Here is a 23,454-nt window from a genome sequence, read left to right on the forward strand (position 1 = left end):
AAAGCCTATATATTTTCACTTTTTTCGATTGATTGTACCCCAGTTAGCCAAGATTTAAACGGTATAACGTTTACTTAGTCCCCATTCAGCCAAAATCCGTCGATAAGTCGTTGATGAACGGTCTGCTTCAAAATGTGCTTCCATCATTAGATCGAGCGGTAGTTCTTCTGGTTTTTGTGATTCGACCATGTCTTGGTCTTCGGCAAAAATTTGCGCATTAAATGCATATACTTTTTCTAAATCACCTGTTTGGTCAAAGTTACGTGTGAGTGGAACAAATAAACGGGTTTTATTACTTGAGATAGGACAACAGGCATTTAAAATTTTTAAGATCCCACTTTCTGGAAAATCGACAGTAAGCACGGCAGAAAATGGCGGATAAACCTCAAAAGTACGCTTCCACAAAAAGCCTTCTGGTTCGAGATGTTTTAGTTCATGCGGATAATTACTGACATTGCTGATATAGACCGTTTTTAAGCCATAGTTGGTACGTTCAGTGTGATATTTAGGGACGACAGGGTTATCACGATTCGCAAAGGCGTTGTGATGCACCCATGCAAAATGAGCGACATCGATAAACCCTTCAAGCTGACGACCACTAGAACCACCAATATCTACAAAAGGTGGCAAAATCGCTTGATGTTCTGCATCATCCCAAGTATCTAATACAGGAATATTGGCTTTATCAATATCACGACCATGAATACTGGTCCAAATGAGGCCGTATCTTTGCACAACCGGAAATTTGATTAGAGAAAAACGATCAGAAATTTTAGTCAGTTCGGGCTGAGCTGGTATTTGGGTACATTTCCCTTCGGTGTTATAGCGTAGACCGTGATAAGGACAAACAATCTCCTCACCATCCACCCAACCTTTGGTTAAAGGCACGCCACGATGTGGACAAATGTCTCGGACTAGATGAATTTCACCACTTTTTGTTTTATAGAGGGCCATATTGACGTCTAGTAGTGTGACTCGTTGAGGCGCATTGGAGACATCTTGAATACGTGCGACGGGATACCAATGGCTCGATAAAATTTCCCAATCTTTTGCTTCAAAACTGCTGTTACACGGCATGGCAAGGGGAGTTAAAGTTGGAATAGCATTCATTGCATTACTCCTTAAAAAAATTAGGGCTCTGACGAGCCCCTAAAATCTAGGCTTTTTTCTTTTTTGGAGATGCAAAGAGCTTGCCAATATTGAATTTTAAGAAAGTAAACCAGAATAAAAATTTTAAAATACATGGAGTTAAATCATTATATTTTTGAATTTTTGTTCTAATTTAGCTTTAAAAGCCAACATTGATTATTCGCTATATATTTAAAATGCACTGATTGACTGCGTCGAAGGCACAATAAAAAAGCACCTAAACAGTGCTTTTTTAAATCTCTATTCGCTTATTACTCGACAAAATAATGTGCTGCAAAGTGGGCATCATTACCAATGATGTCATAACAATCTTCACGAATAGACATGCCTGCACATTGATGTCCAACCATCCATAAACCAAGAGTAGGTAGTTGTCCTGAAAATAATGGGGTGTCTACCCATTTCTGTACGACATAACCATATTTGTCATAGTCATCAAAATAAAAGCTACCAGAAGCCGCGCCTTGGTCATGGCCGTCTTGTAAAACCCGAATATTGGCCCCTTCCCTTGCCAAAATCGGCTTTTTCACCCATTTGCCAGACAAACTTTGTTGCGAGTCATAGGTATGGGTTTCGACCAATAATGGATGATTGGGATAACACTTCCAAAGCTCAACCAGAATCGCTTTATTTGAAAGTAGCATTTTCCAGCAAGGTTCAATCCACTGTGTTTGTGGGTGGATATATTGAGAAAATGCTTCTTCCCAGATCCATTCCCATGGATAAAGTTTAAATATGTTTTGAATGGGCTGATTATGGAGATCAACAAAATCTTGCCCGTTCCAACCTATGTTCTCCATAGAAAGCTCGGAAACTTGTAGATGAGCTTGGTAAGCGGTATCCATCAAATACTCGAGATTGCCCCAGTCTTCCCTTCCAGCTTCCTGACAGGCAGCAAAATGCACATGGCTACCACGCGGTAAAATTGTCTTCCAGCGTTTAATCAGATCTTCATGAATGCTATTGAATTGGTCTCGGTTTGCAATGCCCGAGACTTGTTCTATCCACAGCCACTGCGCGACAGAAGCTTCAAGTAAACCAGTCGGTGTGTCGGCGTTATATTCCAGCATTTTGATATTTCGCCCATCGTAAGCGAAATCAAAGCGGCCATACAGCATGGGAGCATTTTGTTTCCATGAATGTTCAATATGGTTTATGGCTGTTTCTGGAATTTGAAAGTAAGTAGGATAGTTTCCTCGTTGAATGAGGTCTCCTACTACCGATAAACACATCTGATGCAGTTCATTTGCCGCATCTTCGAGTTGTTCAATCTGTTTAAGGGTAAACTCATACGCAACCCCTTCAGACCAGTAAATTGAGCCATCGAGAGAAGGTAAATTAAAATAATCAAAACCAATATTTTGATGCTCCACTTGCCAGTCTGGTCGTGGAGTAAATATTTTTCTTTTCATATTAAGTGAATGCCTAAAGACTTAGCCGCCGAAAGAGAAACCGCTACGACCAAACCCCCCACGTATTGGGGATGAAGAAGACGCGCTTTTCGCCGTACTTGAAATAATGGGGCGACCTACACTCAAATTGCTGTAAGGATGCAAAGTATTTCCGTGATAAGAAACTTCCCGATTATTTTGATAATACGCAGGCCCTAAATAGCGGCTTCCAACATAGCTAGACCCATGTCCACTTGAGCTATTTTCTTGTTTACATGTTTCATTATTCCAGTCGCGAGCACAGTCATATTGGTTGTTATATACGTCTTGTACTAAAGGACCATCATTATGGCTACATGCCGTGAGTAATAGTGGGACAACGACAAGATTAATTTTTTTAGAACGCATGAGACTCCACACATTTTAATAAATATATTCGGCATAAAATACCGATTAGCTATTATCTATTATGTTTCTGATTAGGAAAGATAAATTTTAGGTTGGCATATGATATTAACCTGTTTTTTTAAAGTACAGTCTCTTTTGAAGATTTAGATAACAAGGCATCTTACATGTAGATGCCTTGTTGTGATGAATTAGGACTGCAATTGCTTTTTGTTGTGTCGTAAAGAGAGGTAAGCAGTGATTGCTAACACTATGACGATAAAGCTTAATGAGATCCAGATTGGCATGTGGAATACATCAAGCAACAACATTTTTGCACCAATGAACAATAAGATAATGCCTAAGCCGTATGGCAAGTAATGCAATTTAGTCGCAGCGCCAGCAAGTAAAAAGAACATTGCGCGTAAACCTAAAATTGCCATTAAGTTCGCCGTTAAAACAATAAACGGGTCGCTAGTTACCGCGAAAATAGCAGGAATAGAATCTACTGCGAAAATCACGTCTGAAGCTTCAACCAAAATCAAAACTAGAAATAACGGTGTTGCCCATAATAAACCGTTTTGGCGTACAAAAAATTTGTCACCTTCAAGCTGTGGCGTAATACGCATATGGTTACGTAACCATTTTAAAAGCTTGATATCTTCAATATTGGTTTCTTCTTCTTGGCCTTTTAAGAACTTAAAGCCTGTATATACCAAGAACGCGCCGAAGATATAAAGTACCCAAGAAAACTCTTGAACGAACCATGCACCAATAAAAATAAAGAGGGTACGCAGTACGATTGCGCCTAATACGCCGTAGAGCAAAATTTTACGTTGTAGCGCAGCCGGTATAGCAAACGCTGCGAAAATCATTAACCAGACGAAAACGTTGTCAATTGCGAGGGACTTTTCGAGTAAGTAACCTGCAAAGTATTCCATAGTTTTTTGGTTTGCTAAGGTCACCCCAACTGTTTGTTGTAGGTAAAGCCATAAACCACCACCAAATAAGGCTGCAACGCTTACCCACGCCACGCTCCAGTAAGCAGCTTGCTTAATTGAGACATCTTGACCTTGTTTTTGCTTAAAGCCCAAGAAGTCAATCAGAAGCATGACAATGACTATGCCAAAGAATGCTACGTACAGCCATAAATTGCCGATTGTTTCCATAAATCCTCCATACATCCGGCAATTGGGCATAAAAAAACCTCGACCAGTTGCCAGATGAATTAAACATCTGTATCAACATGATCAAGGTCTTGCCTACACCATGAATTTCACGATGCTCAGATACCGACTTTTTAATAAAAGTGTATTGACGATATCTGACACATAACATTGCTGTTATGTTTGGAGGAGGCTACTCCCCTTGTCAAACTAAATTCTGTTTTGGATAAAACATATCCAAGTCCACATAGAATGGCAGATTTTTTTGTATTACGCAACTGAACTTCATGTGGTGGTTTTACTACATAAAAGCTCTAGAGGTTATTTAATCAAACCACGGTCTAAAAGCGGTTTGCATATAATCTGGTAAAGGTGAATAAAGAATGCTGTTAAAGGCGTACCATAAACATTCCAGAAGTAATAACCGGCTGTGTTGACTAGTAACGCGACAATAAAAGCACCCAACATATCTAAAGGGAAATGCACACCTAAATAAATACGTGACCACGCCACCACAAATGACAAAAATAAAAGAATAATTCCAATTATTTTGCGCTGAGCAAACAAATAAGACAGGGCAATGGTGCTAAAAATTAGCATATGATTACTTGGAAAAGACGCTGTTGGCGCATGTTCAATAAAGGTGGTGCCCACACCCATCACAAACGGTCTTGGGTGATGGTAAAACAGAGAAATAACGTAACCGACTAAAAGCGATACACAGGTTAAAAAGACAGATTTAATGACCCTATTTTTTAAATCTTGATCGCCATAAAACCATAAAAAAGTAAGTATGAATAAAAGAATATAGAGGAGATCATTAGCAAAAAAGATAGCAAGACGAATGATAAATTGACTCGCATCCTGAGCCCCATTAATGACATGGAATAAGCTAAGGTTGAGTGTTTCTAAAGACATTCATATTCCAAACAAGAACAAAAACGTGAGCTATGATAAAGAATTAAGCTTAAGGTCTTGATAAAGAATTGTCACAAAAATGAAATATAGTTTATTTGTGAGTAAATAATAGACAGTAAGGCTAGATAATTTTTAATGCGTGTTCGGAGCGTTAATATTAAAGTGTTAACGTGTTGGCACTTTATTCGAGAACGTTATTTTATGACTACTCAAGAAAAACAGAAAAAATTAAGTTTGAGGCCCCTATCTCCAAGAGATCCAGAACAGCCGCATAGAGCAGCAACTCCCCTCGAATTATTATTCGATTTAATTTTTGTGGTCGCGATTGCAACAGCTGGTCAGCAGCTACATCATGCAATTATTGAAAATCATCTATGGCATGCATTACCAAGTTACCTGATGGTATTTTTTGCGCTGTGGTGGGCATGGATGAATTTTTCATGGTTTGCCTCGGCTTACGATAACGATGATGCTTTGTATCGCTGCCTTACCTTTGTACAGATTGTAGGGTCATTGGTCATGGCCGCAGGTATTCCTGATGTGTTCCATAGTCAGGATTTTGACATCATTATTGTCGGCTATGTGATTATGCGTTTGGCTTTAGTCACCCAATGGCTGAGAGCCGCAAAACATGATCCTGAACGGCGAATTACAGCGTATCGTTATGCCATAGGTATCGTATTGGTGCAAATTGGCTGGCTTGTTGCTAACTTTGCTCATGCCCTTTCTATTCCTTTATTTTTACTTCTGGTTGTGGTCGAGTTATTTGTTCCTATCTATGCAGAAAAATATTCGCCTACGCCGTGGCATCCTCATCATATTGTAGAGCGCTATGCCCTTCTTACTATTATCGTTTTAGGGGAATCCATCGTAGGTAGCTTCAATGCCATTCGTGATGCGCTTGCGGCTCAATCTATTAATATTCCGGCTGTTTTTTTAATGATTGGCGGATTAATGTTGATGTTTGCAATGTGGTGGGCTTACTTTGACCGCAGTGAACAGCATCATCATGTTAAAGGTGTACGTCCGTTTGTTTGGGGATATGGCCATTATTTTGTTTTTGTGAGTGTTGCTGCCGTAGGTGCTGCGCTTGCTGCTGCTGTGGATGTCACCACCCACCATGCCCATATTTCTGATTTATACATGGGGGTAATTGTCGCGGTGAGTGTGGTGCTTTATACCAGCTGCATATGGATACTTTACGAGTTTCAGTGCTTATCTGGAATTACTAAATGGTTTTATCCTATTACTGCACTCATTATTTTATGTATTCCGTTTATTTGTAATAACGTGGGATATAGCGTGTTTGCGATGGGTATTGTCTATGCGTTACGTTTATTCATCTCGAACAAATTTATGGAAAATATAGAGCCAAAACGGGTTTAAAAAATAATTAAACTAAAAAAACGGGTTTCAATTTGAAACCCGTTTTTTATTGAATCATCTGGAGCGAAAGTTAAGCAGCTTTTGCTTTTAATGCGCTCATAAGTTTTTGATGTAAGCCACCAAAACCACCATTCGACATAATTACAACGGCATCACCCTCACCTGCTTCATTGACAATACGTTCAATAATTTCATCAAGTGAACGGCTCACTTGAGCATGGTTAGTCGCGGCTTCAATCACAGGTTGTAAATCCCAATCTAGGCCTTCTGGCTGATACCAGATCACTTCATCTGCTAAACGTGCAGAATGTGCCAAGCCATCTTTATGGCTACCCATGCGCATAGTATTTGAACGTGGCTCAATAATGGCCCATAAACGACGTTCGCCTAAACGTTTACGTGCGCCATCTAAAGTCGTGTCGATTGCTGTGGGGTGGTGAGCGAAGTCATCATAAACCTCAATACCATTGATCGTGCCGAGTAACTCCATACGGCGTTTTACACCGCCAAAGTTAGACAAAGCTTCACATGCCTTTTCAAGCGAAACGCCTACATGCTGAGCGGCTGCAATCGTTGCCAATGCATTCGCTACGCTATGCTGCCCTGTCATGCTCCATTTCACTTCGCCAACAACATTGCCATTTTCGAGTACTTTAAAATGGCTGCCATCAATTGAAATTAATTCAGCAGACAAAGCTGCTTTTTCATTTGCTTTTAAACTTGTACGAATCACTGGTGTCCAGCAGCCCATTTCAAGTACTTCATCAATATGTGTTTCAGTAATTGGCGCAATAATACGGCCTTCACTTGGAATAGTACGAACCAGATGATGGAATTGCTTTTGAATCGCTGCTAGGTCATCAAAAATATCGGCATGGTCAAATTCAAGGTTATTTAAAATCGCCGTTTTTGGATGATAATGAACAAACTTAGAACGTTTATCGAAGAAAGCTGAGTCATATTCGTCGGCTTCAACCACAAAGTATTTGCCACCGCCTAAACGAGCGCTTTCACTAAAACCAAGTGGAACACCGCCAATTAAAAAGCCTGGGTTTAAACCCGCCTGATCAAGTACCCAAGCGAGCATGGTTGTCGTAGTTGTTTTCCCGTGAGTACCCGCCACACCAAGCACATGTTTACCTTGTAAAACGTGATCAGCAAGGAACTGTGGACCAGAAATATATGGCAGACCTTCATTTAGCATGTATTCGACAGCATCTATACCACGTTTCATGGCATTGCCGACAATAACCAAGTCCGGATGAGGCTGTAAATGACTACGGTCATAGCCCTGCATGAGTTCAATACCTGCATTTTCTAACTGGGTAGACATTGGCGGGTAAACGTTTGAATCGGAACCTGTTACCTTATGTCCTAAATCACGAGCTAAAAGTGCTAAAGAGCCCATAAAAGTGCCACAAATACCCAAGATATGCAGATGCATTGCTCGCCTTCTCCACTGCTTTTGTACACAGTATGAATGTGAATTACTGTGTTTTCATTATTGATAAATTTGCCAGCAACGATAGCAAGGCTCAACTGGAAAAGATAGTCAAAATTCGTTGTTGTTCTATGTGTTTGAGGCGTTCATAAAAGTACAGCTTTATTTTTTAGATTTAAGCTGAATTACAGTTTTATCTTTTATAATATTTTCGATCCATATTAATACTTACATCATCGTGATGATGAAGGATGTGCCTTTGAGCCCAACGGTTTTAGCTTTCGTTCTGTTAATTATTTCTAACTGTTTTATGACACTTGCATGGTATGGGCATCTTAAGTTTTTGCACCACGCACCATTTTGGCAAGCGATTTTATTCGGTTGGACTATTGCCCTGCTTGAATATAGTTTTATGATTCCGGCAACTCGACTCTTGAGTGACTAAGGTTGGACTTTGGGTGAAATGAAAATTACCCAAGAAGTTGTCTCGCTTATTGTATTTGTTCCATTTATGGTGTTGCTATTTAAGCAGCCGTTCAAACTAGACTATGTTTGGGCTATGTTATGCCTGTTTGGTTGTGTCTATTTTGTATTTAGAAGCCAGTAAAATTATATGAAATTGGGTTTTCAGACAGATCGTTGTTAAATCCATCGGAATCATGCTTTTTCCACATAAACTTGGGCTTTGGGGTGAGTGAAAAAACAGCTATAATATTGGCCTCATCTTTTTCTCTCATGCTTGGCTTGGTACAAGTCGAGTTTTTACCATTTTTACGCTTTGGAAATGCCAATGAACGCGGTCGCAACAGATACCCAACCTTTAGTCGGAATTATCATGGGTTCCCAGTCCGATTGGGCAACGCTTGAACATACTGCCAATATGCTTAAACAACTTGGTGTCCCATTTGAAGCGGAAGTGGTATCTGCTCACCGTACTCCGGACCGTTTGTTTGAATATGCAGAAACTGCGCGTGATCGTGGTATTCAAGTGATTATTGCAGGCGCTGGTGGAGCTGCGCATTTACCAGGTATGTGTGCGGCAAAAACTGATTTACCTGTGTTGGGTGTACCAGTTAAATCATCAATTTTAAATGGCGTAGATTCATTACTTTCAATTGTACAAATGCCAGCAGGTATCGCTGTAGGTACTTTGGCAATTGGTCCGGCTGGTGCGACCAATGCTGCGATTATGGCTGCTCAAATCTTAGGTTTAACTCGTCCTGAAATCGCAAAAAATGTTGCAGATTTCCGTGCTGCACAAACTGATAAAGTTGCAAGCAACAATATTCCGGGACAGGTTTAAGAGGCTGAAATGGATAAAACTATCGGTATTTTTGGTGGTGGGCAATTGGGCCGTATGATGGCGCAAGCAGCGTTACCATTAAATATTCAATGTACTTTTTTTGAAGCAAATACAGATTGTCCAGCAGGTGTTTTAGGCCAAGTTTTTTCTAGTCAAGATGAACAAGGTTTAAAGCAGTTTATTGAAAGCGCTGATGTTTTCAGTCTTGAGTTTGAAAATACGCCTGTTGCAGATGTAGATGTGTTAACACAAACTAAAACACTGCACCCTCCCCGTATTGCTTTAGCAACTGCGCAAAATCGTTTGTCAGAAAAAGCATTGTTTGATGAACTTGAGATTCCTGTTGCGCCGTATCGTGCTGTAGATAGCCTAGAAAGCTTGAAAAAAGCTGTTGCTGAGCTTGGTTTACCAATTGTACTTAAGACTGCAACTGGTGGATATGATGGGAAAGGTCAGTTTGTACTTCGTTCAGAAGACCAAATTGATACAGCTTGGGCAGAGCTTGGTCCTGCAAAAAGCTTAGTGGCTGAAAGTTTTGTGAAATTTTCTCGCGAAGTTTCGATTATTGCAGTACGTGGTCAAAATGGTGAAGTGAAGACTTGGCCATTGGCTGAAAACCACCATCACAACGGTATTTTGTCTCACTCAATCGTACCTGCACCGAATAGTGAAGCTCTACAACCTGTTGCTCAAGACTACATTACGCGTTTGTTGAATCATCTTAACTATGTCGGTGTGCTAACTCTCGAGCTATTTGTGACAGAACAAGGCTTGTGTGCAAATGAGATGGCACCACGTGTGCATAACTCAGGTCACTGGTCAATTGAAGGAGCCGTATGTTCACAGTTTGAAAACCATATACGAGCTGTTGCAGGGCTACCATTAGGTTCAACAGACGTTGTTCGACCAACGGTTATGATCAATATTATTGGTCAGCATCCTAAAACTGAAGATGTTTTAGCACTAAATGGCGCTCATCTGCACCTTTATAACAAATCGGAACGTGCTGGCCGTAAGTTAGGCCACATTACGTTAATGCCTGTGGATAGTAATGAATTGACGAATTTATGCCGTCAGTTAGCGAAAATTTTGCCAGAACCACTCGCTTTAACAGATGATATGATCATTTAAATAAGTTAAATTTTCTAAAAAGCGATCTTCGGATCGCTTTTTTTGTCTTTTAAATTTAAAAAATATTAAAATCCTGTTATTTGTTCACTGTGGATAACTTTTGTTGAGCTTTTGAATTTAAATATGGGTCCTAATTTTGAATTTAAAAATGAAATAAGTTGTTTTGAGAGTTTTTGAATTTAAAATAAGTTATCCCCAATACTTAAAGTTTGAATTTAAATCTGGTACTCCGGCTTGTGTTTGTTTTGAATTTAAAAAGATGTATGTCGTCTGAATGATATTTTGAATTTAAAATTGTGCCTGACTTTTAAATTTAAAACGTATATTCATGAGTAGCCAAGGGCTTGTACTTCACAAGAGTTATGAAAAGCATAAAGAATATAGTGTGTGAGGCAGTTTAGATGTGTGGTTTTATGAGTTATCCACAAGTGGATTGGGTTTGGATTTTTAAATTTAAAATGAAGTTTTTGAATTTAAATTAGAGGGCAGATTTTGAATTTAAAAATTAATTCATCTTGTGAGGAAAGTTTTAAATTCAAAAATAGAGGGGAAATTTGAATTTAAAACTCCGAAAATGAATTTAAAGAAGTAATTATGAATTCAAATTTACGATTTCTCTCTGAAAAATTTGAGTCCATAATGGTATGGTACTTACAAATTTAAATTTAAAAATTGAACTAGGATAATATGCGACGTTTTTCTTGTATTGTTGGGTCTGTATTTTTGGCGATGACCCAGGCTCAAGCAGAGCTGGTAATTAATGGTTCTACAATATCTAGTAATGCGACTGTTCCAGTAACGAATAGTGATACTTATACGCCTAATAATAATTTCCAGAGCTGTTTGGCAAATTTACGTTCACAGGCTATTGCTGCTGGTGTTTCAGGTAGCACTTATGATCGCTATACGCAAAATTTAACACCAGATTACTCGGTGATTGATAAGTTAAATTACCAACCAGAGTTTTCGACACCGATTTGGGATTATTTGTCTGGTCTGGTGGATGAAGAACGTGTTGCACTTGGAAAACAAAAACTTGCACAACACCGTGATGTTTTAAATCGTGCTTCTCAAGTGTATGGTGTGCCTGCTGAAACCATTGTGGCAGTATGGGGCGTTGAAAGTAATTTTGGTGATATCTCTGGAAAATATCCTTTATTACAAGCGCTTGGTACTTTAAGTTGTGAAGGGCGCCGGCAAAGTTATTTCCGTACCGAGTTTTTTGCCACAATGCGTATTTTACAGCGTGGTGACTTAACTGAAGATCAACTTAAAGGTTCATGGGCAGGAGCATTTGGTCATACTCAATTTATGCCATCAACTTATGAACGCTTAGCGGTTGATTTTGATGGAGATGGCCGACGCGATTTAGTATCGAGTACTGCAGATGCATTGGCATCAACGGCTAATTTCTTGAATAAAGCAGGTTGGCAGACGGGTATGCCTTGGGGTTTTGAAGTTCAAATTCCAGCAAGCATGTCAATTGATGGAGAAGGACGACGCTCGAAAAAACCATTAAGCAGTTGGAGTGCGCGAGGAGTAACACGGATTGATGGTTCGCCACTAATACAAGGTCCTTTGTCTGGTAGTACGCCAGCCGGTTTAATGGCTCCAGCAGGACCAAGTGGACCAGTATTTTTAGTATTTAAGAATTTTGATGCTATTTATAGTTACAACGCTGCGGAAAGTTACGGGCTGGCAATTGCACATTTGTCTGATCGCTTAAGAGGAGCAGGTCCATTTGTTAGCTCTTGGCCAACTGATGATCCTGGTACTTCACGTGCAGAGCGTCGCGAAATTCAGCAATTTTTGATTAATCGTGGTTATGATATTGGTGCTGTTGATGGATTGATTGGCGATAAAACCCGTGTTGCTATTCGTCAGGAGCAAACCCGTTTAGGTTTAAATCCAACAGGACGGGCAGGGCAACAAATTTTACGTGCATTCCGCCAAGAACAAGCACGAAAAATGATGCAATAAAATATTAAATAAAAAAGGTCTGCATATGCAGACCTTTTTTATTAAACAGCTAAACTATAGATTGATCTAGTTTAACTGCTTCCAATATATCAAAAATAACTGAGGTAACATCTTGGCTTAAATCACGGTCATTAAAGATTTCATAAGCAGTAATTGTGACATCTGTATCACTTGGTAGCTGCTTTTGTTCTTCTTCAATTAGGTGCTCGATAGGCAATAATGTCTGCTTAACTTCCAGATGTAAAATATCTTTATATTCAATATTTTCATCTTCAAGCTCAATTTCTTGCTCATTGAAGTAAGGTAATAAAATAGAATGAAGGTAAGGTTTAAGTTCAATAATATCAAATAGTTCGATATCTCGAGTTTGCTCAATCGTACTAATATGATCATTTACTTCAATCAGGATATGATAATAACTCATCTTGATCTCCATTCTATTTTAGACGGCTCTTACAACCACAATAACATGACTTTGACATGAATTTCGATATATCTATTTATAAAATAGATACATCGTATGAGTTCAGTATCTAATTATTGAGGTAAAGCGCTTAATAGATCACGATCAGCATCAGTTAAAATATTACTTTTTTTATCGCTATCTTTTCGAACTGAGTACATTAAAGCACCCGGTTGATCACTATGTTTTAAGCCAAGTGCATGGCCTAATTCATGAGCAATCGTTAAACGTAAATCATCAATAGAACTATATTCATAGATCATGATTTGTTTACCGTTATAAATACCTTTCTTAAATACATCAGCTTGGGCATTTTGCTTAAACTGATTTAATGATTGATTGAATTCATCATTAATCTGGTTAAAGTGAGTAACCTTTTTATTTAAATCTGCAGCTTGCTGATTATAAGCAGCGATATCTTTCTTTAAAGCAACTGTCTGTTTTTGTAAATCTTTCTGAGTTTTCGAAAGTGATTTTGCAGTGTATTCAGGTGCTAATTTTCCTTCCTTAAACTGCATCATCTGTTGATCAAAATTCTTCAATTTCTCATTTAAGATCTGTTTTTTATTTTCAAGATCCGATTGAGTTTGACTTAAATTCTGCTTCAACTGTTTAATTTGTTGTTGCTCATCAATTACACGTTGTTGGTCTTGTTTGAACTGAGAAGCGATTTTTTGACGCTCTGCTGAACGATTTTGGCTGTCATCGTATACAAGACGAATTTCTAACTTTGCATTTGGGTCATAAGTAAAGTAATTTTTACCTGTACCTTCTTTCCAAATATCAGCAGCTTGCTGTGTAATCTGGATTAATTGCTCTTGACTTAAACCAAAACGAGGGTCAACTTCAGCAATTTTATATGTCAAATGTTGAACATTTTTTTGCTGAACTTGGGTGTGTAGGGGAGTCGCAAGATTAGCATTAGCCTGAAAATTAGAAAAAGCAAAGGCCATGCCTAATAACAAAGAAGTTAAACGCATAATCAAAGGGGGGAGATTTGAAAAAAAACGCATTATAAGAATATAAAATGAAAAATCAATCAAAAAATATACAATTTCGACAAAATAATGAGACTTTCGTCTCATTATTTTTTACCAAATGCCAAATTATTTTTTAGTAAAAATTGAATAGTTTTTATTTTATTTAGTTTATTTAATCAGTTAGTTTTAATGATTTTCGTCATTTGAACCATATAATGTTGCCAATAGATCTAAATCTGAATTTGTTAATTTGAAGTTATGAATATCTTGCTCTCTTAAAAGAGGGTACATCAAAGATTTAGGATCATCGGTGTGTTTTAAACCTAATGCATGTCCAAACTCATGAGCAAGTGTTAGGCGCAGATCATCGAATGAAGTAAAGCCATAAATCTGAATTTGGTTTTGACTAAACAAGCCTTTATGAAAAGTCTTTGAGCCAGAAGTCGTGCTCAAATTAAATTGCTCAATAGATTGATTAAGCAGGTTTTGTTGTTGATTTATTTGCTTAATTTGTCTATTAAGCATTTCTATTTTATTGCTATGTTGAGAAAACTTTGTTTGTAATTCTAACGAAAGCTGGCTTAACTCAGCTTGGCGTTTGTTCAAACTGCTTTGAGTAAATTGCCCATAGTTTCCTTGATTAAAAAGAGATACATCTTTTTGATATTGTTCGAATTTACACTTGAGATTCTCTTTTTCTTTATTCAAAAGAGAGGTTTCCTGATCAATTTGTTGTTTAAATAAAAGAATAGCTTTATTTTTCTCTTTCCATTCTTCCTGCTGCTTTAATAGCTCATTTATACTATTTTTTCTTTCATTTTGAGTAGCTTGTTGGTTGTCCAATACTAAATTAATAGTAAGCTCTGCTTGAGAATCATAAATAAAATAGGTTTTCCCAGTTTCTTTTTGCCAAATTTCAGCTGCTTCTTTACCAATTTGAATAAATTGTTCTTTCGTTAATTCAAAACGTGGATCTATATAATCAATCCTATATTTTAAAGGCTGATTAAAAGAAATATTTGATAAATTGCTTTGAGCAAAAGCAGCTACCTGTAAGCTTATACTGAAGTATAAACTTATTCCCCACCATAGAAATTTTTTCATGGCAAAAATAAAAATATAAATAAATTCTTATTGTTAGGATGTAATCCTTATTCGTCAAAGTGATAAAAATGACCAGAGATAGCGATTGTTTTGTGAACTTGCTAAAGAAAGAGAATAAATAAATACATGTGTTTGGCATTAATGGAAAAATTAATGGATTTCATAACAGTGATTTTAATTTTTTAAAATATCTATAAATAATAAATAGTTAATTTTTATAATTGACTATTATGCCTATTAAGTTCATGGAAATATATAAAAATATTATTGTTACTTTTTGTAAATAATAAAAAACCGCGCCTTCGCGCGGTCTTTTTTAAAGAGACAAATTATTTTTTGTCATCTTTTACTTCAGTGAACTCAGCATCTACAACGCCATCGTCTGCTTTTTGTTGACCAGCATCACCACCTTGGAATGCATTTGGGTCGAAACCTTCAGCACCGCCAGCTTGTTGCGCTTGTTCATAAGCACGTTGAGTGATCGGCATTAAGATGTTTTGTAAAGCTTCTGTTTTCGCTTTGATTGCTTCAACATCATTTTCTTTTGTTGCTGCTTCAAGTTCAGAAACTGCTGTATTTACCGCTGTTTTTTCATCTTCAGTTACTTTGTCACCAAGATCTTTAACAGCTTTGTTTGAGCTTGAAATTAATGCATCAGCTTCGTTACGAGCTTTTGCAAGTTCTTCAAACTTACGGTCTTCTTCAGCATTTGCTTCTGCATCTTTAATCATCGCTTCGATTTCAGCATCAGATAAACCTGAGTTTGCCTTAATCTGGATCGATTGCTCTTTACCAGTGCTCTTGTCTTTTGCAGACACTTTCAAGATACCGTCAGCGTTAATATCGAAAGATACTTCAATTTGTGGCACACCACGTGGAGCAGGTGGGATGTCACCTAACTGGAAGTTACCCAACAATTTGTTTTGTTGGGCCATCTTACGTTCACCTTGGTAAACTGAAATATCTACCGCTGGTTGGTTATCAGCAGCAGTAGAGAACACTTGTGATTTCTTCGCAGGAATCGTTGTGTTTTTCTCAATAATTGGTGTTAATACACCACCCATTGTTTCAATACCTAAAGTTAAAGGTGTTACGTCAAGAAGCAATACGTCGTTCTTGTCACCAGACAATACAGCACCTTGAATTGCAGCACCGATTGCAACTGCTTCGTCAGGGTTCACGTCTTTACGTGGCTCTCTACCGAAGAATTCTTGTACTTTTTGTTGTACAAGTGGCATACGAGACTGACCACCAACTAAGATGACGTCAGAGATGTCAGAAGTCGAAAGACCAGCATCTTTAAGAGCAATCTTACAAGGTTCGATAGTACGAGCAACTAAATCACCAACTAAACCTTCAAGTTTTGCACGAGTTACGTTGATCACTAAGTGTTTAGGACCAGTCGCATCAGCAGTGATGTATGGAAGGTTGATTTCAGTTGCATTCGAAGAAGAAAGCTCGATTTTTGCTTTTTCAGCAGCTTCTTTCAAACGTTGTAACGCAAGTGGATCGTTTTTCAAGTTTACGTTTTGTTCTTTCTTGAATTCTTCAACCAAGTATTCAATTAACGCGTTATCGAAGTCTTCACCACCAAGGAAAGTATCACCGTTAGTTGATAACACTTCAATTTGTTGGTCACCATCAAGGTCCGCGATTTCAATGATAGATACGTCGAATGTACCACCACCTAAGTCGTAAACTGCAACTTTACGGTCGCCTTCTTTTTTGTCCATACCGAACGCAAGTGCAGCAGCAGTTGGTTCGTTAATGATACGTTTAACATCTAAACCAGCGATTTTACCCGCATCTTTAGTTGCTTGACGTTGAGCATCGTTAAAGTAAGCAGGAACGGTAATTACCGCTTCAGTTACTGTTTCACCTAAATAATCTTCTGCAGTTTTTTTCATCTTTTTCAAGATTTCAGCAGAGATCTGTTGAGGTGCTAGTTTTTTATCGTTTACTTCAACCCAAGCATCACCGTTGTCTGCTTTGATGATTTTATAAGGTACAAGACCGATGTCTTTTTGTACTGCTTGATCTTCATAACGACGACCAATTAAACGCTTGATCGCGAATAATGTATTTTTAGGGTTTGTTACTGCCTGACGCTTAGCGCTTTGGCCCACTAAGATCTCGCCATCTTTATATGCAATGATCGATGGAGTTGTACGTGCGCCTTCTGCGTTTTCGATTACTTTTACTTTATCGCCTTCAAGTACAGCAACACATGAGTTGGTAGTACCTAAGTCAATACCAATAATTTTTGCCATTTGGTGTGTTCCTCTAAAATTCTGTTGCAATGTTTTTGCTTGTTATTCGATATGAGAGTCAATCGGTTTTTTTCAAGCATTTTTATGAAAAAAAATCAAAAAACTCTCAAATTCTTGGGCTTTTAGCAAAGAGATGCTTTGCTTTTGCTCATTTTATTGACCAACCATAACCATAGCAGGGCGCAATAAGCGGCCATTTAAGGTATAGCCTTTTTGTAAAACGGTACCGATTTCATTTGCTTTTGCATTTGGATCAATGCCAACAGCTTGGTGTAAATCTGCGTTGAAACCATTTTGAGTATCAGCTTCTACAACGCCAAATTTCTCAAGAGTCGTTAAAAGTGACTTTAAGGTTAACTTAACACCTTCAAGTACAGGCGTTTCTTCATCGCCAGCTGCCTGAATTGCGCGTTCTAAATTGTCGACAGAGTCCAACAATTCTTTTGCAAATTTCTCAAGCACAGTCTCTTTATGCTTTTCAGACTCACGCTGAATACGCTCTACACTTTTTTGTGCTTCGTAAACTGCATTGGCAGTACGAGCTTTTTCAAGCTTAAGATTTTCTTCTAGTTTAGTGATTTGCGCTTGTAAAGATTCAACGGTAACGTCGTTTGCTTGCTCTACACCTTCAGCCTGAGTTTGCTCGTTAGATTGCTCAACTTGCTCATTTTGAATGTCTTGAGCTTGCTCGTTTTGCTCATTAGCCATTGATGATCTCCGTTTAAATGGGTTTTTAAACATGTACAGTCCTTTTTGGCATCAGTATTTACTGTGTAAAACCTGAACTGCCATGCATATGCTGTAATTCATTAATAGGGATGAAGTATGGGCATTGCCTAAAAATTCAAGCGTACACGGCAATTTAAAGCTTTTAATTTTGCGGTTTTAAGTAAAAATCTAAATTTTCGATCATAAAAGCTATAAATTCTTGAGTAATTCGGGGTAAATGTTGTCTAGAAGCATACACGACCGACAAGCTTAACTCCGGAGCCGTAAAATTTTTAAATAAAGCTTTTAAGCGTTTTTCTTTTAAATCTTTCTCAACTAATAATGTAGGCAACATTGCAACTCCCTGTGCATGTAAGCACATATCGTAAAGTGCATTCACATCATTACTTTTAAAAGTGACATTTAGAGGATAGTTTTGAGGTTGTTGTTCATTATCAAAAAGTGTCCAGAATTGATGCTGGCTATGATGTGCAATACATTCGTGTTGAATGAGTTGACGAGGATGGAGTAGGGGGCTGTGCTGTTTTAAATAATCAGGATGAGCACAGAAAACGGATTCAATTTGACAAACTGGCCGTGCAATTAAACCATCTGCGACTTTTTGAGTAATGCGTAGTGCCAAGTCCACTTGTGCATCTATAAGATCCATCGTGCTTTCAGTCAGGTACACATCAAACTGAATATGAGGATGCTGTCTCTTAAATTGCCGAATACATTCCGCAACCCCAAGTTCAAATAGAAATAATCCGCATGTAAAACGGATTGTACCGTTGTGTTGTTCAGGTGCTGCGAGTTCTTGTAAAAGTTGTTGCTGCTGTAAAATATTTTCGCAGTAGAGCAGGGCTTTTTCACCTGCGGGTGTAAGAGATATTTTTCGGGTATTTCTCTGAAATAGTCGAGTTGAGAACGTATGTTCAAGGTGCTCAAGATAACGCGAAACCATTGCACGAGAATAATTAAGATGCTCTGCGGCTTTAGTTAAATTACCGTGTTGTGCAATAGAAACAAAGACCTGAATGGCTTTTAAAGTATCCATATGTCTAGCTATTATTACAATATATGCAACAGTTTATCTTAAATTAGTGCGTTTATCTTACATAAATTGCAATTTAAAGTGTTCTTCATGAAACAGGAGAATACCTAATGAAATTATTTAAATTATCCGCTTCCGCACTTGCTACTGCTACGGCATTAACTATGGCTCAGTCAGCTCTTGCTCAAGATCTGAAAATTCAGAGTTTTCTGGCTAAACCAGAGCACTTTGGTGTCACCTCAACCTTAATAGAAGGCGACAAAGAAGTTTTACTGGTTAATGCACAATTCTCAAAATCTGAAGCATTACGTATTGCTGCAAATATTCTCGATAGCGGTAAAACATTAAAAACTATTTTCGTAAGCTATGGTGACCCGGATTATTATTTCGGCTTAGATGTATTTAAACAGTATTTCCCGAATGTACAGATCATTGCTACGCCGGAAACAGTAAAGCATATTCAGGATACTCAAGCGCTTAAAGTTAAATATTGGGGGCCACAAATGGGTGCAAATGCACCTAGCCAAATTATTGTGCCTCAAGCTTACACTGCTAAAACTTTAAAACTTGAGAATGAGTCAATCGAGATTAAAGGTAAAAAAGAGCTTACTTATTTATGGGTTCCTTCTGCAAAAGCAGTCGTGGGGGGTATTCCGGTATCTTCAGGTATTCATTTATGGATGGCAGATACTCCTAAAACCAAAGATCGTGTGGAAGTCATTCAATCTTTAGAAAGCATCAAAGCACTACAACCTAAAATTGTTGTACCTGCTCATATGGTTGAGGGAGCTCCACAAGGTTTAGATGCTGTTAACTTTTCAATTAGCTATTTAAATAGTTATGAAAAAGCAGCTAAAGCAACTAAAAATGCTACTGAGCTGAGCAAGCTCATGCAGAAGCAATACCCAACGCTTCAAAGTGTTGATAGCTTAGAGCTCGGTGCTAAAGTAGTAAAAGGTGAAATGCAGTGGCCATAATCTAGCGTTTAAGCCATATTAACTTTCAAGAAGCCGTGACAATTCACGGCTTTTTTTACAGAGAAATCGATTTTAAAAGTCAAAAAGCTCTGTAACAATCTACGCAACTTGTATTGCGTTTCTATAAAGGGAAATATTTTGAATATATCTGTCAAATAGAGAAAAAATAAAAAATTGATAAAATTAAACAAGTGCTTATCTATAGTTTCATTTATAAAATAATATAGTTAATTTAAGAAAGTAATTTTAATAAAAAATTGCAGAATTTGTACCGCTATTACTACAAAAGACAACCAATGATACGCACGTTGAGAAAAAAAATTGTGAATTATAGGCAGCGCGAAGATGAACTTTGCATTTAAATGTTTGTCGTAATGAAAGGAAAGCTATCATGAAAAAATTAGGTCTTATCTCTGTAGTACTTGCTGGTGTTGCATTTACAGCTGTTGGTTGTGCATCCGAAGCTGGTTTAAACGCTTCTGGTTCTGCTCAAACAAGTGCTAGCCCATCTGGCGTACAAGCTGGTGTTGGTGTAGATGCAGGTGTTTCTGGTCAAGCTCAACCAGGTCAAGTTGATGCTGGCGCTTCTGGTTCAGTTTCAGGTTCTGCAACTGCTCAGTAATTTGCTGCTAAAAATAAGAGATATGAGTTTATAGAACATATATGTTCAAGATGCCGATACATATATGAAATGAGCTGCTACTCATTTTTCTATAAATTAGAGAGAATTTATATTCCTCAAAAAAAAGCCCCAAGAGACTTATTGCTTTGGGGCTTTTTATATAGAAGTAGTATGTTTAGTCATCATGACGATAATCTCTATGATCATGATCTCGGTCTTCTAAGCGTTTCTTCTCCCATTCACGGTGTCGTTTTTCCCATTCACGACGGTCCTTTTGCTGTTCACGAATATCTTTGCGTTGTTGTTCATATAATCTTTTACGCTCTTCCCAACGTTTGCGTTCCCACTCACTATATCGACGTCCATCGTTACGGTCATAACGATCGTCATCATGATCATGGTAACCATAACCACCGCGATAATAAGGATCATCTGTATAAGCAACACAGCCTACAGTTAAAAGACTGGTTGCTAACAAAGTAACAACTAGTTTTGCTGACATAGCAGTACCTCTTTTTGTCTGTTAACAATAATTGGCAAAAAAGTCCTGTTTTAAACGACAGATTTGTTAATGACATTTGCTATAAATCAGATTAGCGTAGATTGGTTTTTACCTTTGTATCTTGATTGCATGAGTTGTATGCGAATATAGTCAAACAACAAAGAATTCTGTAGAAAATATGAAGGATAAGAGGGATTCAAGGAGACAGGCATGACAGCATTTAATCAAAAAATTCAAACATTGCTAGATAAGGGGCAAGGTCCTGCTGCTCGAGCACTTGATAGGTTACCTCGACTAGCTCAAGAGTCTCTCGCTAAAATTTTAGGATACTCTTATCAATATCCAGATCTCGATTCATTTACGAAATGCATGATGGCTGTGCAAATTAAACAGGGGAGAGTGGGATTTATTGGTTCAGACCCACTTGAATCAAGAAGAGCATTCGATGCACAAATGCAGGCCATACGCCAAAAACCAACTGATATTGAGTTAGTAGAAGATATTCGCTTACCCCTACAAAGCGGAACTATCTTTGCTAGGCATTATCATCCTGCCCCTAATAAAAAACTGCCCTTAATCGTGTTTTATCATGGAGGTGGTTTTGTTGTAGGTGGTTTAGATACTCATGATGAGGTTTGTCGCTTATTAGCAAAATATGCAAAAGTACAGGTGCTCAGTATCGACTATCCTTTAGCACCTGAAGTTTCACCACAACATTTAATTCAATCGTGTGAAGATGCATTAGCTTGGGTTTATCAAAACCGCAGACAATTAAAAATATTAAAAAGTAGAATTGCTGTCGCAGGGGATAGTGCTGGCGGAAATATTAGTACTGTTGTAGCGCAAAGATCAGTAAATAAAGCTTATGCTCCGCAGGCACAATTATTGATTTATCCTACAGTCGACTTCAAAAGTAGACATCCTTCATTTTATGCTTATAACGAAGGGTTAGTCTTAACAAATACTGATATTGACTATGTCACACAGTATTATGCAACTCATCATAATGTAGAACTTGATGATCCAATAATTTCACCTACCTATGGCAATCTAAAGAAAAACCCGCCCGCTTTTGTGATTACAGCGGGGCATGATGTCTTACATGATGAAGCTAAAATATATAGCCATAAGTTAAGACAAAATGGTGTGAAAATGCATTATGAAGAATTTCCGGATCAGACTCATGGCTTTATTAACCTGACTCCGATTTCTAGAAAAGCAAAACGTTATACAATCGAAATTAGTAAAAACTTTAGAAAGTTTTGGGATAAAAATAGTTAAGTAAGCTGATTAATCCATGTTTCACGTGGAACGTGGATTAATATAAAAGCTATATAAAGCTATTAATAAATACTTACTAGAATTGTTTGCCGTAGGCGATTAGATTTAACGGTTAATTATTTATAAAGTTGTTGTAGGGCAATATGAAAAAATTACTGATGTTGTTGTGTTTAGGAGTAAGTAGTCACTCAGTATGGGCGAATACCTTAGTTGAGATGCAAACAAATTTAGGCAACATCGAAATAGAGTTATACGATGATAAAGCACCAATGAGTGTGAATAACTTTAAAGGCTATATAAAATCTGGTTTTTATAAAGAGACCATCTTTCACCGTGTCATTCCAGGATTTATGGCTCAAGGTGGCGGAATGACTGCGAACATGCAGGAAAAGACAACACGAGCACCTATTAAAAACGAAGCGGGAAATGGTATTGCAAATACACGAGGTACTTTGGCGATGGCCCGTACTTCAAATCCTGATTCAGCAACTAGCCAGTTTTTTATAAACGTTGCAGACAATAACTTTCTTAACCGTTCACCAGGAAATCCCGGATATGCCGTTTTTGGTAAAGTGGTCAAAGGAATGGATGTAGTTGACCGTATTGTTCAGGCTCCTACATCAAACTATGGCATGCATCAAAACGTACCAAAACAACCTATAAAGATAGTAGATATAAAAATTAAAAATTCTCAAAAATAAATTAGTCATATAAATCAGTGATTTAATTATTTTTAAAATTTTATTTGGCTGAAAAAGAACCGGTCGAGTGCGCATATTTATAAAAGTGCTTGCGTACCGGTTTTTTTTCCCTATAATGCACTCATCCCGACGCGATACACGAGAATATCTTAGCTTACAGGGTTAAGATGAAGATTTTGTATTGCGTTGAATTCTGTCTCTGATGAGGAGCAGAAAAATCATTAAGAGAATTGAAGAACAACTTGTGTGGATTTTTACTGATTGATTAATCGAAATAATTTTCATTGATTGATTGGTTTAAATTACTCGAAGTTTATTTGAGCGAAATTTAAGTCAGTAATTGATGAGCCAGAATTGGTACCTTGTCTTTAAATAAGGTACAAAATGATTTTAACTGAAGAGTTTGATCATGGCTCAGATTGAACGCTGGCGGCAGGCTTAACACATGCAAGTCGAGCGGGGGAAAGTAGCTTGCTACCGGACCTAGCGGCGGACGGGTGAGTAATGCTTAGGAATCTGCCTATTAGTGGGGGACAACATCTC

At 37.8% G+C, this 23,454-nt stretch carries 20 protein-coding genes, 1 rRNA gene and 2 pseudogenes; 10 read left to right on the top strand and 13 right to left on the bottom strand.

Annotation, left to right across the window (positions count from 1 at the left end):
• Window positions 1-54: 54 nt before the first annotated feature.
• From G9371_RS17395 to G9371_RS17415, 5 genes are all read right to left on the bottom strand, one after another.
• Complete coding sequence (locus G9371_RS17395) at window positions 55-1,110, bottom strand: aromatic ring-hydroxylating oxygenase subunit alpha (RefSeq protein WP_029423852.1); 1,056 nt, start codon at window positions 1,108-1,110, stop codon at window positions 55-57.
• Window positions 1,111-1,400: 290 nt separating this feature from the next.
• Entirely contained in the window at window positions 1,401-2,561 is a 1,161-nt protein-coding gene (locus G9371_RS17400; protein WP_029423853.1) for a glutathionylspermidine synthase family protein, read from the bottom strand.
• 21 nt (window positions 2,562-2,582) lie between these two features.
• A complete protein-coding gene (locus tag G9371_RS17405) occupies window positions 2,583-2,948 on the bottom strand; it encodes a hypothetical protein (protein WP_001256727.1) in 366 nt (121 codons plus the stop codon).
• A gap of 188 nt (window positions 2,949-3,136) precedes the next feature.
• Window positions 3,137-4,093 carry a TerC family protein gene (locus G9371_RS17410; protein ID WP_000447698.1) on the bottom strand — a complete coding sequence of 319 codons (957 nt, stop codon included), beginning with the start codon at window positions 4,091-4,093 and terminating at the stop codon, window positions 3,137-3,139.
• Window positions 4,094-4,411: 318 nt separating this feature from the next.
• Entirely contained in the window at window positions 4,412-5,008 is a 597-nt protein-coding gene (locus G9371_RS17415) for an undecaprenyl-diphosphatase (protein ID WP_000051335.1), read from the bottom strand.
• A gap of 135 nt (window positions 5,009-5,143) precedes the next feature.
• Between G9371_RS17415 and G9371_RS17420 the strand changes: the two genes are divergently transcribed.
• The gene (locus G9371_RS17420; RefSeq protein WP_032050176.1) at window positions 5,144-6,394 is read left to right on the top strand and encodes a low temperature requirement protein A; all 1,251 of its coding nucleotides are present in this window, start codon (window positions 5,144-5,146) and stop codon (window positions 6,392-6,394) included.
• Window positions 6,395-6,464: 70 nt separating this feature from the next.
• On the opposite strand, the gene mpl is transcribed toward G9371_RS17420, so the two are convergent.
• Complete coding sequence (gene mpl, locus G9371_RS17425; protein WP_029423855.1) at window positions 6,465-7,838, bottom strand: UDP-N-acetylmuramate:L-alanyl-gamma-D-glutamyl-meso-diaminopimelate ligase; 1,374 nt, start codon at window positions 7,836-7,838, stop codon at window positions 6,465-6,467.
• A 241-nt stretch (window positions 7,839-8,079) separates the two neighbouring features.
• Between mpl and G9371_RS17430 the strand changes: the two are divergent.
• From G9371_RS17430 to G9371_RS17445, 4 genes and pseudogenes are all read left to right on the top strand, one after another.
• A pseudogene (locus G9371_RS17430) lies at window positions 8,080-8,442 on the top strand (DMT family protein).
• A 183-nt stretch (window positions 8,443-8,625) separates the two neighbouring features.
• The gene (gene purE / locus G9371_RS17435; protein ID WP_000994663.1) at window positions 8,626-9,138 is read left to right on the top strand and encodes a 5-(carboxyamino)imidazole ribonucleotide mutase; all 513 of its coding nucleotides are present in this window, start codon (window positions 8,626-8,628) and stop codon (window positions 9,136-9,138) included.
• Between the two features lie 9 nt (window positions 9,139-9,147).
• Window positions 9,148-10,269, top strand: coding sequence for a 5-(carboxyamino)imidazole ribonucleotide synthase (locus tag G9371_RS17440; protein ID WP_000361793.1), 1,122 nt, complete (start codon window positions 9,148-9,150; stop codon window positions 10,267-10,269).
• 687 nt (window positions 10,270-10,956) lie between these two features.
• Window positions 10,957-12,249, top strand: coding sequence for a lytic murein transglycosylase (locus tag G9371_RS17445; RefSeq protein WP_001252443.1), 1,293 nt, complete (start codon window positions 10,957-10,959; stop codon window positions 12,247-12,249).
• Between the two features lie 49 nt (window positions 12,250-12,298).
• Here the strand turns inward: G9371_RS17445 and G9371_RS17450 are convergent, their stop codons facing one another.
• The 6 genes and pseudogenes from G9371_RS17450 to G9371_RS17475 form a co-directional block, all read right to left on the bottom strand.
• Window positions 12,299-12,685 (bottom strand): hypothetical protein, encoded by a 387-nt coding sequence (locus G9371_RS17450; protein WP_001985173.1) that lies wholly within the window; start codon window positions 12,683-12,685, stop codon window positions 12,299-12,301.
• Window positions 12,686-12,786: 101 nt separating this feature from the next.
• Window positions 12,787-13,797 (bottom strand): M57 family metalloprotease, encoded by a 1,011-nt coding sequence (locus tag G9371_RS17455; protein ID WP_263855826.1) that lies wholly within the window; start codon window positions 13,795-13,797, stop codon window positions 12,787-12,789.
• 81 nt (window positions 13,798-13,878) lie between these two features.
• On the bottom strand, window positions 13,879-14,796 hold the full coding sequence (locus G9371_RS17460) for a matrixin family metalloprotease (RefSeq protein WP_029423856.1): 918 nt from the start codon (window positions 14,794-14,796) through the stop codon (window positions 13,879-13,881).
• Window positions 14,797-15,125: 329 nt separating this feature from the next.
• Window positions 15,126-17,066, bottom strand: a complete 1,941-nt coding sequence (gene dnaK / locus G9371_RS17465; protein ID WP_029424029.1) for a molecular chaperone DnaK — start codon at window positions 17,064-17,066, stop codon at window positions 15,126-15,128.
• Window positions 17,067-17,219: 153 nt separating this feature from the next.
• Window positions 17,220-17,774: a nucleotide exchange factor GrpE gene (grpE, locus tag G9371_RS17470; RefSeq protein ID WP_001262789.1), complete on the bottom strand. Its 555-nt coding sequence runs from the start codon at window positions 17,772-17,774 to the stop codon at window positions 17,220-17,222.
• Between the two features lie 128 nt (window positions 17,775-17,902).
• Window positions 17,903-18,831, bottom strand: a pseudogene (locus G9371_RS17475) (LysR family transcriptional regulator).
• Between the two features lie 107 nt (window positions 18,832-18,938).
• On the opposite strand from G9371_RS17475, the gene G9371_RS17480 reads away from it, so the two are divergent.
• Together G9371_RS17480 and G9371_RS17485 are read left to right on the top strand one after the other, a co-directional pair.
• Window positions 18,939-19,805, top strand: a complete 867-nt coding sequence (locus tag G9371_RS17480; RefSeq protein ID WP_000765234.1) for an MBL fold metallo-hydrolase — start codon at window positions 18,939-18,941, stop codon at window positions 19,803-19,805.
• Window positions 19,806-20,196: 391 nt separating this feature from the next.
• Window positions 20,197-20,427 carry a hypothetical protein gene (locus G9371_RS17485; RefSeq protein ID WP_000733015.1) on the top strand — a complete coding sequence of 77 codons (231 nt, stop codon included), beginning with the start codon at window positions 20,197-20,199 and terminating at the stop codon, window positions 20,425-20,427.
• A 175-nt stretch (window positions 20,428-20,602) separates the two neighbouring features.
• Here the strand turns inward: G9371_RS17485 and G9371_RS17490 are convergent, their stop codons facing one another.
• A complete protein-coding gene (locus G9371_RS17490) occupies window positions 20,603-20,929 on the bottom strand; it encodes a hypothetical protein (RefSeq protein ID WP_001274778.1) in 327 nt (108 codons plus the stop codon).
• Between the two features lie 210 nt (window positions 20,930-21,139).
• Here G9371_RS17490 and G9371_RS17495 point away from each other — a divergent pair, with 210 nt between their 5' ends.
• The 3 genes from G9371_RS17495 to G9371_RS17505 all read left to right on the top strand — a co-directional run.
• Complete coding sequence (locus G9371_RS17495) at window positions 21,140-22,210, top strand: alpha/beta hydrolase (RefSeq protein WP_000123594.1); 1,071 nt, start codon at window positions 21,140-21,142, stop codon at window positions 22,208-22,210.
• A 143-nt stretch (window positions 22,211-22,353) separates the two neighbouring features.
• A complete protein-coding gene (locus tag G9371_RS17500; protein WP_000735167.1) occupies window positions 22,354-22,911 on the top strand; it encodes a peptidylprolyl isomerase in 558 nt (185 codons plus the stop codon).
• Window positions 22,912-23,302: 391 nt separating this feature from the next.
• A 16S ribosomal RNA gene (locus G9371_RS17505) occupies window positions 23,303-23,454 on the top strand; the annotation flags it as partial.

Source organism: Acinetobacter sp. EKM10A, from assembly GCF_011075215.1.
Taxonomy (GTDB): Bacteria; Pseudomonadota; Gammaproteobacteria; order Pseudomonadales; family Moraxellaceae; genus Acinetobacter; species Acinetobacter baumannii.